This is a genomic window from Amycolatopsis orientalis DSM 43388 (genome assembly GCF_000411975.1).
In the GTDB taxonomy this organism is placed as follows: domain Bacteria; phylum Actinomycetota; class Actinomycetes; order Mycobacteriales; family Pseudonocardiaceae; genus Amycolatopsis; species Amycolatopsis orientalis_D.
Genome location: NZ_ASXG01000180.1, coordinates 41941 through 56735, shown reverse-complemented (window position 1 = coordinate 56735; position 14795 = coordinate 41941). Strand labels below are relative to the sequence as shown.

12 protein-coding genes are annotated in these 14795 nt (G+C 68.9%); 5 read left to right on the top strand and 7 right to left on the bottom strand.

Annotation, left to right across the window (positions count from 1 at the left end):
- Positions 1-38 precede the first annotated feature (38 nt).
- Entirely contained in the window at positions 39-491 is a 453-nt protein-coding gene (locus L942_RS37125; RefSeq protein ID WP_037369249.1) for a carboxymuconolactone decarboxylase family protein, read from the top strand.
- Positions 492-702: 211 nt separating this feature from the next.
- Here L942_RS37125 and L942_RS37120 read toward each other — a convergent pair whose 3' ends face one another.
- The 7 genes from L942_RS37120 to L942_RS37090 form a co-directional block, all read right to left on the bottom strand.
- On the bottom strand, positions 703-1779 hold the full coding sequence (locus L942_RS37120) for a HoxN/HupN/NixA family nickel/cobalt transporter (protein ID WP_037369247.1): 1077 nt from the start codon (positions 1777-1779) through the stop codon (positions 703-705).
- Between the two features lie 90 nt (positions 1780-1869).
- Positions 1870-2799: an N-acetylmuramic acid 6-phosphate etherase gene (locus L942_RS37115; RefSeq protein ID WP_106965180.1), complete on the bottom strand. Its 930-nt coding sequence runs from the start codon at positions 2797-2799 to the stop codon at positions 1870-1872.
- Between the two features lie 16 nt (positions 2800-2815).
- Positions 2816-3817, bottom strand: coding sequence for a MurR/RpiR family transcriptional regulator (locus L942_RS37110; RefSeq protein WP_235079619.1), 1002 nt, complete (start codon positions 3815-3817; stop codon positions 2816-2818).
- Positions 3818-4028: 211 nt separating this feature from the next.
- Positions 4029-5783 carry a serine hydrolase domain-containing protein gene (locus tag L942_RS37105; protein WP_037369243.1) on the bottom strand — a complete coding sequence of 585 codons (1755 nt, stop codon included), beginning with the start codon at positions 5781-5783 and terminating at the stop codon, positions 4029-4031.
- A gap of 11 nt (positions 5784-5794) precedes the next feature.
- A complete protein-coding gene (locus tag L942_RS37100) occupies positions 5795-7066 on the bottom strand; it encodes an exo-beta-N-acetylmuramidase NamZ family protein (RefSeq protein ID WP_037369242.1) in 1272 nt (423 codons plus the stop codon).
- On the bottom strand, positions 7063-8871 hold the full coding sequence (locus tag L942_RS37095; RefSeq protein ID WP_037369240.1) for a glycoside hydrolase family 3 protein: 1809 nt from the start codon (positions 8869-8871) through the stop codon (positions 7063-7065). Before L942_RS37095 ends, L942_RS37100 begins: the two co-directional genes overlap by 4 nt.
- A gap of 631 nt (positions 8872-9502) precedes the next feature.
- Complete coding sequence (locus tag L942_RS37090) at positions 9503-10324, bottom strand: HAD family hydrolase (RefSeq protein WP_037369238.1); 822 nt, start codon at positions 10322-10324, stop codon at positions 9503-9505.
- Between the two features lie 693 nt (positions 10325-11017).
- Between L942_RS37090 and ssd the strand changes: the two genes are divergently transcribed.
- From ssd to L942_RS37070, 4 genes are all read left to right on the top strand, one after another.
- Complete coding sequence (gene ssd / locus L942_RS37085; RefSeq protein WP_037369235.1) at positions 11018-12076, top strand: septum site-determining protein Ssd; 1059 nt, start codon at positions 11018-11020, stop codon at positions 12074-12076.
- Positions 12077-13228 carry a TadA family conjugal transfer-associated ATPase gene (locus L942_RS43465; protein WP_081655384.1) on the top strand — a complete coding sequence of 384 codons (1152 nt, stop codon included), beginning with the start codon at positions 12077-12079 and terminating at the stop codon, positions 13226-13228.
- 118 nt (positions 13229-13346) lie between these two features.
- Positions 13347-14093: a type II secretion system F family protein gene (locus tag L942_RS37075; protein ID WP_037369230.1), complete on the top strand. Its 747-nt coding sequence runs from the start codon at positions 13347-13349 to the stop codon at positions 14091-14093.
- Positions 14090-14785, top strand: a complete 696-nt coding sequence (locus L942_RS37070; protein WP_037369228.1) for a type II secretion system F family protein — start codon at positions 14090-14092, stop codon at positions 14783-14785. Before L942_RS37075 ends, L942_RS37070 begins: the two co-directional genes overlap by 4 nt.
- Positions 14786-14795: the final 10 nt, after the last annotated feature.

The following is a 14795-nucleotide window of genomic DNA, read 5'->3' as shown; positions in this document are numbered from 1 at the left end:
CCCGCCGAACACGGCGGACGTGACAGGAGGAGATCGCCATGCAGGCTCGGATGACCCACCCGGTCAAGGTGCAGCCGGATGCGATGAAGGCGCTGATGGCGCTGGGCAAGGCCACGAACGACAGCACCGTGCCCGCGACCACGCACCACCTGATCCACCTGCGGGTCAGCCAGATCAACGGCTGCAGCGTGTGCGTCGACATGCACGCTCGCGAGATGAAGGAAGCCGGCGAGAAGGACGAGCGGATCTGGGCCGTCGGCGCGTGGCGCGAGTCGACGTACTTCACCGACGCCGAGCGCGCCGCGCTGGACCTGGCCGAACACGTGACCCGGCTGGCCGACCAGACCGACCCGGTCCCGGACGCGGTCTGGGACGCCGCCGCGGACATCTACGACGAGAAGGAGCTCTCGTCGCTGCTGCTGTCCATCGCCGGGATCAACGTGTGGAACCGGCTCAACGCCGCGATCCGCCAGCCGGTCGGCTCGTTCTGACGCGCACTGGGGGTGTTGCCGGGGCGGCGGCGAGGGGATCCGCCGCCGCTTCCGGCAGCTTCACCCGCTCGCGGGCAGCTGATCCCGGATCGCGGCGACGGCGGCACATCTTTGTAGAGGGTCGCCACGAGCGCGCTGAACGCGGGTTCACCGCCAGCAGCACCCAGAACATCGGGCGAACGGAGCCGCTGTAGCGGATCGCGGTACCGGGTCACTCGCCGGTCCCCAGCCGCGCGGCCCACTTCTCCTCTATTCTCCCGAATTTCCAGATCGCGAACGCGGCCAGCCAGGTGACGACGAACAGTCCGACGATCGCGAAGCCGACGTAGTCGAGGTTCACCGACGCGATCACGGCGAGCGGGCCGGACGTGATGTCGAGTTTCTCGGCGAGCAGGGTGCCCAGTTCAATCGTCCCGATGCCGAGCGCGACCGCCACGGAAAGCGCGGTGACCGTGAGGTTGTAATAAATCTTCCGGATCGGCCGGGAAAACGCCCAGCAGTATGCGTAGTTCATGAGCACGCCGTCGGCGGCGTCGAACAGGCTCATCCCGGCGGCGAACAGAATCGGCAGCACGAGAATCGCGTACCAGGGCAGGGCGAACGCGGCCGCGCCGGCGGCGAGCACGAGCAAGCCGATTTCCGTCGCGGTGTCGAAACCGAGTCCGAAAAGGACTCCCACCGGATAGATGTGCCACGGCTTCCGCACCGCTTTGGTGGCCCCGCGCAGCAGCCGGTTCATCAGGCCGCGGTTGTCGAGATGCCGTTCCAGCTCAGCCTCGTCCAGTTCGCCGCGGCGCATCCGGGCGAACACGCGCGCGATCCCGACGAGCACGACCAGGTTCATGATCGCGATCAGGTACAGGAAGATCCCGGACACCGACGTGCCGATCAGACCGGTTGTATCGTGCAGCGCGGAACCGTCGTTCTCCAGTTGCCCGGCGATCGCGCGGACGCCGATGGACAGCAGCAGGCAGAGCGCGAAGACGATCGTCGAATGCCCGAGGGAGAACCAGAACCCGACCGACAGCGGACGCTGCCCGTCGGACATCAGCTTGCGCGTCGTGTTGTCGATGGCGGCGATGTGGTCGGCGTCGAACGCGTGCCGCATGCCGAGCGTGAACGCGGTGACGCCAAGGCCGATGCCGAACGTGCCGCCCGCGCCGAGCGCGTAATGCCGAGGCGCGACCACCAACACGAGCAAACCCCAGCCGACGAGGTTCAGCAGCAGGATCACGGCCGCCATGCCGCCGATCGACCACCGGTCGCCGCGAGTGAGCCGCTGCGTCATCGCCGTCCTTTCGCTCGCCGAAAGCCGTGAAGGGCTCCTTCAGGGAATCAGATTCCCTCAAGGAGCCCTTCACGGACAATCCGGTAAAGCTCAACCGGCGCGCAGGTGCAGCGAGTCGAGCGCCTTGCGCACGTGCCCGCCCGCCGCGGACAGCGCCTCCGCGGAACGGGTGACGTCGCTGCCGGAGAGCAGGTGCACGAGCGCCACCTTGAGGTCGCCGCCCGCTTCGGTGAGCGCGTCCGAGCAGTCGGCCATCGTCATGCCGGTGGCTTCCTGCAGGATCCGGATGGTGCGGCCGCGCAGCTTCGCGTTCGTCGCGCGCATGCTCACCATCAGGTTCGAGTACGTCTTGCCCAGCTTGATCATCGTCGCGCTGGAGAACGCGGTGAGGATCAGCTTCTGCGCCGTGCCCGCCTTCATCCGGGTCGAGCCCGCGATGGCTTCGGGACCGGTGGCGACGGCGATCAGGACGTCCACGCCAGCCGGCTTCGCGGCGCGCGGGTTCGCCGAAACGAGCCCGGTGTGCGCACCGATCCGGCTGGCCTCGGCTAGTGCGCCGAGCACGTACGGCGTGCGCCCGGAGGCAGCGAGACCGAGCACGAAATCGCCCGGCTGCACCGAGTGCGCGATTTCCGCCGCGCCGGCGTCCGCGTCGTCCTCGGCGTTCTCCACCGCCTGCCGCAGCGCCTTCTCCCCGCCCGCGTGGTGGGCGACGAACCAGTCGCCGGGCACGTTGAACGTCGGCACCAGTTCGGCCGCGTCCAGCGTCGCGAGGCGGCCCGAGGTGCCCGCGCCGACGTAATGCACGCGCCCCCCGCCGCGCAGCGCCTCGACGGCGTAGTCGACCGCGCGGGCGAGCTGCGGCAGCACCGCGGCCACCGCGTCCGGCACCCGGCGGTCCTCGGCGTTGATCGCGCCGAGGATTCCCATGGTGGACATCAGGTCGATGTCCACCGTGCGCGGGTTTCGTTGTTCGGTGGGCGAATCGACGTGCACCGTCTGGCAGGGGACGGACATCAGATCCTCGCTTCTTGGTTCACTTGCCGGTTTCCCGCGGACGACGACGACCGTCGGGTCTGACCCCGAGCCGGTGCGAGCCGACCGCGTCCCTCGTGGCGTCCAACGCGCTGACCGACGCCTCCATGTGGCGCTGTGCTACGCCGATGAAAAGGCAGTCGATCACGGTCAGCTGGGCGATCCGGCTTGCCGTCGCCCCGGACCGGAAGGTGGTTTCGCGGGCCGCCGTGGTGAGCACGTGGTCAGCGACCTCGGTGATCGGCGAGCGCGGGAAGTTCGTGACCGCGACGGTCACCGCTCCGTGCTCGCGCGCGACCCGCAGCGCCTCGACGGTGTCGGTGGTCGCGCCGGTGTGCGAGACGCCGATCGCGACGTCGCCCGGCTTCAGCACGGCGGCCGAGGTCAGCATGATGTGCGTGTCCGACCAGGAGAAGCTGACGCGGCCGATCCGGTGCAGCTTCTGCTGCAGGTCAGCGGCGACGAAAGCGCTTGCGCCCACGCCGTACACGTCGACTCGGCCGGCTTCGGCGACGAGGTCGATGACGCTCTGCAGCTGGGCGACGTCGAGCTGGTCCGCGGTCTCTTCGACGGCGCGCGCGTCGGCGAAGCTGACCTTGCCGATGACCGACGCCAGGTCGTCGCCAGGGCCGATCTCGCCGCCGAGGTTGCGCGAGGTGCGTGCCTCGGTGCGGGCGGTGTCCGCGGCGAGCGCGATGCGCAGTTGCGGGTAGCCGCCGACGCCGACGGCCTTGCAGAAGCGCGTAACGGTGGTCTCGGAGGTGTTCGCGGCGAGCGCGACCTCGGTGATGCTGCGGCGCGCGACCGCGGCCGGGTCTTCCAGGACAACCTTCGCGACCCGCTGCTCGGCCCGGGCGAGTCCGGGCAGCAGCGAGCGGATGCGGACCAGGGGGCTCGCATCCGCGTCGCGCGCCGGTGCCTGACCTGCGAGGTGCTCGGAGGGTGCGCTGCTGATTACGGATCCCGCATCATCCGCCGTCGGAAAGTTACTAACCGTTGGCATTTGCGACAAGGCTACCCACATCCTTCGGCAGAACCACAACCCGTCCGTGTCTGCGGACTTCGGTTTGCGATTAATCGTTGTCAAGAAAGTCGCCAACCGAGTCCATGGTGTTAACGACCTCAAGCTAACGACTTGGCAACTAAGTGTGTCTAGCGAAGGAGCTTTGTTCCATTGAGTGGGGACGCGAACGTCGCAATGCGCGGCGGGATGCCTACCGAGCGCTCAAATTCCAGCCCGAAGAGGTCAGTTCCGCGGGGTTTCGCTCACCATCGAGCACGACTCGGCCGCGTTGGGTGACTTTCACACCGTCGAGAGAAACTCCCCGTCCCGTGTAATTCGGATCGGTGCTGTAACGCCAGCGGAGCGACGTAGCGGCGGACGCGGGGACCTCCGCGGACACCCACCACCAGGAGCGGTGCCCATGTCCGCCGAGCACAGGCGTCGCCTCGGCGGGCGCGCCCGGGCCACGAGCCTGAAGCGGAACAGGTTGCCAATTAACCCCGTCGGTGCTCGATTCGAGCTGCAACGGGTCGCTCGGGCCCTCGGTGTCGACGAAAGCGGCGAAGGACACGTGCAGTGGCGCACCGGCTGGAAGCGGTTGTGTGCTGAGCGTAGCGACGGCGTTGTTTCCCAGGCTCGCGTACCACGCGTCGGGGCCTTCGACCGGCCGCACGGCCATCGCCTTCGCCAGCGAAGTCGCCCAGACCTGCCGAGCGGTGTTGATGGAACCCCAGGTGCGCGTGGGGTGCACGCGGTTGGTGAGGAGCAACGCGAACGACCGCGATTCGGGGTCGATGACCAGCGTGGTGCCGGTGAAGCCGGTGTGGCCGGCGCTGACCGGCGAGGCCAGCGCGCCCATGTACCAGGGCTGGTCCAGTTCGAAGCCGAGCCCGTGCTCGTCGCCGGGGAAGCGCTGGTTGTAGTTCGTCAGCATCTTCGTGACGGTGTCCGGCCGCAGGATCCGGTGCCCGCGGTAGCTGCCGCCGTTGAGGATCGTCTGGCAGAGCACGGCCATGTCGCTGGCCGTGGAGAACACGCCGGCGTGCCCGGCGACGCCGCCGAGCGACCAGGCGTTCTCGTCGTGCACCTGTCCGCGCACGAGCCCGCGCGGCGGCGTGGTCTCGTACTCGGTCGCGGCGATGCGGGGCAGCTTCGACGCGGGCGGGTTGTAGCCGGTGTCGACCATGCCGAGCGGCGCGGTGATGCGGTCGTGCACCACCTGGTCCAGCGGCTTGCCGGACAGCTTCTCGATCAGGAAGCCGAGGGTGAGCATGTTGAGGTCGGAGTACAGGTACGTGCTGCCCGGTGCATTCTTCAGCGGGCTGTCGAGCACCGCCTTGCGCCGCGACGGGATGTCCGGATAGCCCTGCCAAAGCGGCGGTGCCGGGTCGGCGTCGAAGCCGGAGGTGTGCGTGAGCAGCTGCAAGACGGTGACGTCCTGCTTGCCGTTGACGCCGAACTCCGGCAGGTAGCGCACGACCGGCGCGTTGACGTCCAGCTTGCCCTGTTCGATCAACTGCAGCGCGGCGATCGAAGTGAAGAGCTTCGAGATCGACGCCATGTCGAAGATGGTGTCGTTGCGCATCGGAACCTGCTGGTCTGGTGGCAGTTCAGTGCCCTTGGCGTCGGCGTACCGGAGCGCGCCGCCGACGGCGTAACGGTCCACGACCACGCCGTCGTGCGCGAGCAGCCCGACCGCGCCGGAGAAGTGCGGATGCCCGCTCGCGTCCGGCTGCGTCCAGCTCTTCACGAACTGTTCGGCGTCGCGAATCGGCTGCGGATCGAGGTTGACCTCCTGCGGGCTGCCGTCGCGCAGCGTCGTGCTCGCCGGAGCGAACCCGTGCTGCGGACGGTCGAAACGCCCGGCGAAGCCGCCGTGTCGGTTGTCGATGGTGGCTGCTCCCGCGGTCGTCGTGGCCGCCACCAGGACGGCCAAGGTCGCGACGAGCACTTTCCTAGCACGCATGGCCGCTCTCCTCAGCGATAGATCAGGTGGGGGTGGCGTCTGCGCGCGAAGTCGGCGAGTTCGACGCGCCACGCGCCGGTGATCTCGTCGACCCCGGCGCCGGCGTCGACCATGGTGCGCAGGCGCGCGGATCCGGACAGCTTGTCGATCATGTGGTCCGGCCGCCAGCCGAACTTGTCGGGTGCGACGCGCTTGGCCGTCACGAACATCGAAACGGTGGTGCTGATCGCGTCGAAGGCCCGCGGATCGGTGACGGTGACCTGTACGCCGCCGCACGGCTCGTTCACGAACTTGCCGAAGGTGGGCACGAAGTAGATCTCTCGGAACGCTGCGCCCGGCAGGTTGAGCTTCTCGAGTTCTTCGCGCCAACGCCAGTCGAGGCCGGGCGCGCCGATGATCTCGAACGGCCGGGTGGTGCCGCGTCCTTCGGAGAACACTGTGCCCTCGAACATGCCGGTGCCCGGGTACACGAGCGCTGTGTCCGGCGTCGGCATGTTCGGGCTCGGCAGGACCCAACGCAGACCGGTGTCGGCGAAGAAGCTGTCGCGTCGCCAGCCGCGTACCTGAACGACTTCGAGCTTCGCGAGCTGCACGCCTTCGCCGGGCAGGAACTCGGCGGCGAAGAAGCGCGCGAGTTCGCCGACGGTCATGCCGTGCTGCTGCGCGATCGGCTTCAGCCCGACGCCGGACGAGAACTTCGGGTCGAGCACTGGGCCGGCCAGTCGGCCGCCGATGGGGTTTGGCCGGTCTAGGACGACGAAGGCTGCGTTGACCTTCGCTGCGGCGACCATCGCCGTGTACAGCGACCAGATGTAGGTGTAGAACCGCGCGCCGACGTCAGCGATGTCGAAGACGACAGTGTCCAAACCGGCCTTCTGGAACAGCGAAGCGAGCTTCGTCGCGTTAGCGCCGTACGCGTCGTACACCGGGATACCGGTGCGCGGATCGGTGTAGTCGCCTTCGGAGCCACCGGCTTGCGCGCTACCGCGAAAGCCGTGCTCGGGCCCGAAGGCCGCGACGGGACGTACGCCCGCCGCGACCATCGAGTCGACAATGTGGTCCCCGTTGGCGAGCACGCCCGTGGGGTTGGACAGCACACCGAGTTTGCGCCCGGCGAGCGGACGCCAACCCTGTGCGGCGAGCTGTTCGGCACCGGTGAGCACTCGGCGTTCTAGGTCGGGTTGCGCTGCTTCGGGCGCTGCTTGCGCGGCCGCCGAGCCGGTCGCGAGCACCGGGACGGCGAGCGCCGGGACGGCCAGAAACTTCCTGCGGTTGAGAGTCACCAGGTCAGCCCGTATCCGAAGGGGTATTTAACGGTGTGCACGTCCGCCCCGGCCGGGACGTCGACCGGCAGCTTCCCGCTCGGCTTCGTCTCGCCGAGCACGACCTTCGCCAGCGCTTCGAGCGACGGCGTGATGTAGCCGTAGGTGGCGAGCCAGGTCGGGACCGGGTTCGCGTACCCTGCGTCGTACGGAATCTGCGCGGCGACCGCGACCACCGGCTTGCCGGTGTCCATCAGGGCTTGAAGAAGCTTGCCCTGCAACGGGAAACCGCCCAGGTTGTTGGTCAGCACCACGACCACGTCGTGCTGCTTCGCGGCTGCCGCGGCCTCGGTGATCTGCGCGTCGGTCGGCGTCTGCCCGGTGGCCAGCGCGGTCGCCTTCGTGCCGTGCGCGGTGAAGCGGTCGGCAAGCGTCTGCGTCGTGGTCGCGCCCCACCCGGTGACCAGCACACTCGACGGCTTCTGCTTCAGCGGCAGCACCCCGGCGTCGTTGGCGATCGCGGTGATCGACCGGTCGGCGATGCCCTGCGCGGTCGCCAGGTGTTCCGGCGTGCCGACCTTCTTCATGACCTGCGCCGGGTTGGTGAACGGCGAGTACAGGATTCCGCGCTTCAGCTTGAGCTTCAGCACCCGCAGCACACTCTGGTCGATCCGCTGCATCGGCAGGTCGCCCGACTTCACCGCGGCGAGCACGGCGTTGATCGCGACGTCCAGGTGCACTGGCATGAGCAGCTGGTCCACGCCCGCTTTCAAGGCGAGGACCGGGATTTCGGCGTCGCTGTGCAGCTCCCGCACGCCCTGCATCTCGAGCGAATCGGTGATCACGACGCCGTTGTAGCCGAGTTCGCCGCGCAGTTTGCCGGTGATGATCGGCTTGGACAGCGTCGCCGGCTCACCGGACGGGTCGAGGCTCGGGAACTGGATGTGCGCGCTCATGATCGAGTCGATGCCGGCCGCGATCGCGGCCTTGAACGGCGGCACGTCGATCGCCCGCCACTGCTCTTCGGTGCGGTCGATCTTCGGCAGCCCGGTGTGGCTGTCGGTGGCCGCGTCGCCGTGCCCGGGGAAGTGCTTCGCGGTGGACGAGACGGTCTGGCTCGCCGGCCCGGAGTTCTGGTAGCCCTTGACCTCCGCGGTCACGAAACTGCTGGCCAGGTCGGGTCGTCCGGAGAACGAGCGGACCCCGATGACCGGGTTGGCCGGGTTGGAGTTGACGTCCGCGTCCGGCGCGTAGTCCTGGTTGATGCCGACTGCGCGCAGCTCCTGGCCGAGGATCGTGGCGGCCTTGGTCGCGCTGCCGGGGTCGCGGCCGGCGGCGATCGCCATCGAGTTGGGGAACTCGGTGGCCGGCGCGCCCATCCGCGTGACCGTGCCGCCCTCCTGGTCGGTGCCGATCTGCAGCGGGATGTGCGCGCCGCTGGAGAGGGCCGCGCGCTGCAGGCCGTTGGACAGCTTCGCGACCTGCACGGGGTCATCGAAGTTGTCGCGGCTGGTGTTGTTGAAGTAGATGACGCCGCCGAGGTGGTACTTCTGCACGGCCTGCGCGGGGGTGTCGACGCCGAAATCGGTTTGGTTCTTCGGGTTGACCTCGTCCGCGGACTTGCCGTTCACCCACGTGACGAACAGCTGCCCCACTTTTTCTTCGAGGCTCATCCCGCGCAACGCTCGCGCCGCCGCGGCGTCGAGCTGCGCGGACCCCTGCTGGGGCTGGGGCGTCTGCTGCGGCGGTTTCGGCGCCGCGAACGCCGAGGAACTCAACCCCCCGACGGCGAGCACCCCCGCGAGGGGAACGGCGAGCACCTGCATCCTCCGCGTGCGCGCGAGTCGGTTCGTCACGAATTGCCTCCCAGTGTCGCGTGCCGCCGCGGGTGGGGACGCGAGTCGTGAAGCGTCCACCGGGCAGCACCGGTATCGGGAAGCTACTCACCGCGAGACCGGGTTGTCCATCGGCCGAGCGCAGGAACGAGAGGGTTCACCTGGGAGGACTGCGCGCTCGGAGTCGCGCGAGCCCGGCTCGGCGCGCCGTGACCGTGCCGCTGGCCGGACATAACACTGGCGGCGCCTGTCAGCCGAGGCCAAGGGGCGCCGCCAGTCAGCGCGGACATCTCAGGCGACCAAGCGTGCAACTCTGGTCGTACCTTCATGGACTCGGCGTCCGGCGTCCCGGTACGCAGTCCCTAGACGACGAGCCTCCCGCGGCGTGCTGCGCGTGGGTACCCGGAGTCCGCGCACGGAGGTTGCTCGGGGTGACAGAGGCTTCTCTTCTACCTCTGTCCTGGCCGAATCAACGTCCGCACCTACTTTCTACGCCGTGAGCGCGGTCACTTCAAGTGCGCGTACGGGTGCACCGGTACAGAGGCTCGATCCGGTGACAACACCACCCTCAGCAACGGACCTAGCTGCGGAAACCGCCGTTTTGGTACCGCCACGCGGGTGCTCAGTTGTGGGTGCCCCGAGACCGGCGGCGCCGGCTCAGGCTGTACCAGGTCGCGCCCGCCGCGACGGCCCCCACGCCGAGCGCGACCATCCCCGCGGACTTCGCCGGGATCCGCGTGCGCAGCGACATCGGCCGCTCGAACGCGAGCACCGGCCAGCCGTGTTCCTCGGCGGTCCGGCGCAGCAGCTTGTCCGGGTTCACCGCGTGCGGGTGACCCACCACCTCCAGCAGGGGGATGTCGGTGCTGGAATCGGTGTAGGCGAAGCACTCCGCGAGGTCGTAGCCGTGCGTGGCGGCTTGCTGTTTCGCGGCGATGGCCTTGTTCTCGCCGTAGCAATAGAAGTCGACCTCGCCGGAGTAGCGGCCGTCGACGATCTCCATCCGGGTGGCGACGCAGCGGGTCGCGCCGAGCATCTCCGCGACCGGAGCGGCGACCTCCTCGCCGGTCGCGGAAAGCACGATCACGTCGTGCCCGTCGGCGAGGTGCTGTGCGATGAGGTCGGTCGCCTCCGCGTAAACGAGCGGATCGACTACGTCGTGCAGGGTTTCGCGCACGATCGCGGAAACCTGCGCGACATCCCAGCCCGCGCACAGCGCGGAAACCTCGGCGCGCATCCGCTCGGTCTTGTCCGCGTCCGCGCCGGCGAGGGAGAAAACCAGTTGCGCGTAAGCACTTCGCAGCGCCGCGCGGCGGTTGATCAGTCCTTCGCGCAGCAACGGCTTGCTGAACGCGAGCGCGCTGGACGACGCGATGATCGTCTTGTCGAGGTCGAAGAAGGCGGCTACGCGCCGGGGTGCTTCTTCGCTGCGGGGTTCGGCCACGTGATCAGGATAGGCGCAACGCGCCGTGTTGTTGGCAGCACACCGGTCGTGGCGACGGCCGGAAAATCGATGACATCGGCTCGTGCACGGCTTCCGGTGCCGTTATCGAATCGTTTATGTCACTCACACAGCCAACTCATAGCTAACGGAGTTACAGTGAGCAGACCCGGTCGTGAACCGGGCCGGTTCAGTCCGACCCCCCGGGGCTGAACCCCTGGCGGCCCTCGTCCCTCCCCCCTGGCGAGGGCCGCCTTCTATTCTCCCCGTTTTCGGCGTTGGCGAACAATTTTCAGGTCTGCTCCGAAAATCGTGGCGCACTCCGCGTCCTTGTCTCTGACCTGGGCGATCTCGGTCGTCCGCCGCGCATCTGGCGAGCAAGATCACTTAACCGCGTGCTTACCTTTCCCGTGTTTTCTCCGGCGGTGCCGCCTCTTAGTTGTCCGGCTGCGGCAAATTTGCTTCTTTATCCCGGATTTTCCGGAGGTTCTCCGCGGCAATCGTTTTCTCAGTCGAATGTGTGTGGGCCGGGCATTGTCCGGGGCGGGCCGACACTTCGCGGTACTGGATCGATTTCGCACCCCGGGTTGTCCACAACCCCCGGGTTATCCACATGACGGAAAAGCGGGCATTGCCGCGCGGCCCGGCGGCGAGCGACGGTGGAAGTCCGGCCCACGAGACCCAGGGGAGGGGCACATGGCCACCGCACAACCGCTCGTCGTCTCCGGCGAGGGCACCGTCTTCGAAGAGATCCGCCGCGTCGCCGCGGTAGTCGGCTGCGAGTTCGACCACGCGCCGGATTTAGCCGCCGCACGCGGACGATGGACCCGGGCTCCGCTCGTCGTGCTCGACGAGGACATCGCTGCCGACAGTCCGCCAATGCCAGCGCGCGACAGCGTTGTGCTTGTCTGCAAAGGCGCGCCGGGTTTGGAGACCTGGCGGCGCGCGGCCGCCCTCGGGGCGCGCCGGGTCTTCAGCCTGCCCGACGACGAAGCGGGCTTGACCGGCGCGTTCGCCGACGTCACCGACGCACCAGCCGAATCTCCAGGCCCAGTAATCGCTTTCGTGGGCGGTAGAGGCGGCTCCGGCACCTCCGTGCTGGCCGCCGCGGTCGCGGTCGAAGCCGCCCGCGCCGGCTCCGCGCTCTTGGTCGACTGCGATCCGCTGGGCGGCGGATTGGATCTCCCGCTGGGCCTGGAGCACACGAAAGGCCTGCGGTGGCCGGAAGTTCGGCTGTCCGGTCGAGTCTCCGTGCCGTCCTTGCTCGCTTCCCTTCCCAGTCGCGGCAACCTCCCCGTGCTGTCGTGCGGCCGTTCCGGCGAAGGCCCGACGCCGCGCGCTTTGTCCGCGGTGATCGCCGCGGGCAGCCGAGCCGGCCGCACCGTCGTCTGCGATTTACCCCGTCAGTTCGACGAAGGCACTCTCGCGGTCGCCTCGGCCGCCGACCTGGTCGTGCTCGTCGTTCCCGTGGAATTCCGAGCCTGCATGGCAGCGAAGCAAGTCCTGAACCACCTCCGCCCGCACACCGAACGGTTCGCGGTCGTCGCGAGTGGACACCGCATCGACGGCGTCCCCGCGTCGCAAACCGCTGGCATGCTGGGCCCGCCCTTGATCGCGGACGTGCCCCCGGAACGCCGAGTAGCCACCACCTTGGAATCCGGCGAGTTCGACCTGCCCCCGAAGGGCGCTCTGGCCACCGCCGCCCGCGCCGTACTGGCGCACCTGCTCCCTCTCCCGACCGCACAGGCCGCATAAATGACCACCGACCTCGTAGAGCGAGTCCGCCACCGCCTGGCCGGCGAAAGCCGCGGCACCGATCCGATCGCGCTAGCCGAAGCCGTCCGCGCCGAAGCCGGCGGTGCCTTGAGCCACGAAGCAGTACTAGCCGTCGTCCGCGAAGCCCGCGACGAGTTCGTAGGCGCGGGCCCGTTAGCTCCGTTGCTGGAGGACGACAGCGTCACCGACGTCCTCGTCACCGCCCCCGATCAGGTATGGACCGACGGCCCCACTGGCCTTGTCCGCACGCCGATCCGTTTCCCGGACGAGGACGCCGTCCGCCGTCTAGCGCAACGCCTGGCCCTAGCCGCCGGTCGCCGCCTCGACGACGCCCAGCCCTATGTAGACGGATGGCTCCCTGTGCGCCAAGGCCGAATCCGCGTACATGCCGTCCTGCCGCCGATCGCGGCGAACGGCACCTGCCTGTCCCTGCGCGTCCTGCGCCCGGTGACTCACGACCTAGCCGCACTCCATACGCAAGGCTCGCTCGACCCAACCGCACTGAAGATCCTCCAGGCGGTCCTCAAGCACCGCTTGGCTTTCTTGATCACCGGCGGCACCGGTGCCGGAAAGACGACGCTCCTGAGTGCGCTGCTGAGTGCGGTAGCGCCGACCGAACGAATCGTCTGCGTAGAAGACGCCGGCGAACTGCATCCCACCCATCCGCAGTTCGTCAGTCTTGTCGCGCGCCCCGCCAACGTCGAAGGAACCGGTGCCGTGGAACTTCCAGAGCTGGTCCGGCAGGCCCTGCGAATGCGTCCAGACCGCCTGATCGTCGGCGAAGTCCGGGGTGCGGAGGTGTGCTCCCTGCTGAACGCCATGAACACCGGCCACGACGGCGGTGCCTGCACTCTGCATGCCAACTCTCCCGCGGAAGCTCCCGCCCGCTTGGAAGCCTTGGCAGCACTGGGCGGCCTGCCCCGAGATGCGTTGCACAGCCAGCTAGCCGCGGCAGTGCGCGTAATCCTCCACATGCGCCGGACCGCCACCGGCCGCCGCCTGACAGAAGTCGCGGTACTCCAGCGCTACCACGGAGAAGTAAAAACACACCCCGTCTGGCGCGACGGTCATTGGACGAGCCGTCGTTCCCTCTTCACCGCCCTGACCACGCCAGCGTCCACCCGTGACTAGCTCCCGGCGCGGCCGCCCTCCGCCTGCGGCAGAACACGCCGTCCATCTTCCGCGGAGAAACCCGCTTCGCGAGAACGCCGAGCCCATCGCCCAACCGCTCCAGCATCGAGGTGACCCGTTGATCTCCGCATGGCCGTTCCTCTGCGCAGGCACCGGAATCCTGTGCTGGCCCACCACACCCAACCGCCTCCTCCCGACGCCCCGCCTCCGCCTCCCCATCCCACCCCGCCAGGCCCTCTGGCTGGCCCCAGCCGCCGTCGCCCTGCCGCTAGGCGGAATCGGCGCCGCGATCGCCACCGCCCTGCTCACCCTCGCCGTCCGTCAGGAATGGCACAGCAGAAGGGAAACCACCGAAACGCTGACCCGCGCCGAACGCACCGCGACCGTCCTCCGCACGATGGTCTCCGAACTCCGCGCCGGCGCCCATCCGGTAACCGCCGCCGAAGCAGCCGCGGACGCGGTCCCCGAGTTAGCCGGTGAACTCCACAATCTCGCCACTGCCGCCCGCCTGGACGGAATCCTGGAGTCGCCCGCGCTCCCCGCCGTCGCCCAATCCTGGAATCTCGCCCGCCGCCATGGCCTGCCCATCGCCGACGCCCTCGACGCCGCTCGCCGAGACGTCGACGCCGAAGTCGCCTTCACTCGTCGGCTGCGCGCCAAGATGGCTGGCCCGCGGATGAGCGCGATAGTGCTCACCGTGCTGCCCGTCGGCTGCCTGGCCATGGGGCAGCTCATCGGAGCCAACCCGCTCGCCGTCCTCGCCGAAACCCTGATCGGACAAGCATTCCTGGTATTGGGCGCGGCCTTGCTGTGGGCAGGCACCGCCTGGTCCAGAGCCCTGACCAACCGCCGGGCCGCCCCATGACCGCACTGAGCCTCGCCCTCACCGCCACCGCGCTGCTGCTCTGGCCGAGCACCGCGCCACCCCGTCACCTTGCCCGTCCCAAACGTCCACGCCGCACCTTGCGCCCGGAGGTCTGGCACCCCGCCGCCGCGATCGTCGCAGGCCTGTCCGCCACCGTCCTTGCCGGAATCCCCGTAGGACTAGCCGCGTGCGCCGGTGCCTGGTGGCTCCTGCGTCGATCCCGCCACCCGCGGAATCCAGACGACGTCTCGGAACGACTCCGCTCCGCCTCGGTCCTGGACCTGCTCGCCGCCTGCCTGCGCGCCGGAATGCCAGTCCCCACCGCGCTGGAGGCGGTCGCACCCGGCGCACCGCCGGCTACCGGAAACGCCCTGCACGCAACAGCAAACCTGCTAGCCCTGGGCGCGGACCCCGCTCCCTCCTGGGCACCGATTCGAGCCCGGCCAGGCTTCGCCGAGCTGGCAGTCGCGGCCACCCGAACCGCGCGGTCCGGGGCAGCCCTCGCCTCGACCGCGGCCGACCTGGCCCGCCGCATCCGCGACGGACTGGGCGTCGAAGCCGAAGAACGCGCCGAACGCGCCGGGGTCGCCCTGGCCCTGCCGGTAGGGCTGTGCTTCCTGCCCGCGTTCTTCGCCCTCGGCGTGCTGCCGGTGGTGCTCGGCCTGGCCGGGCGAATCGGCGGCCTGTTGTGAACCCATCCCC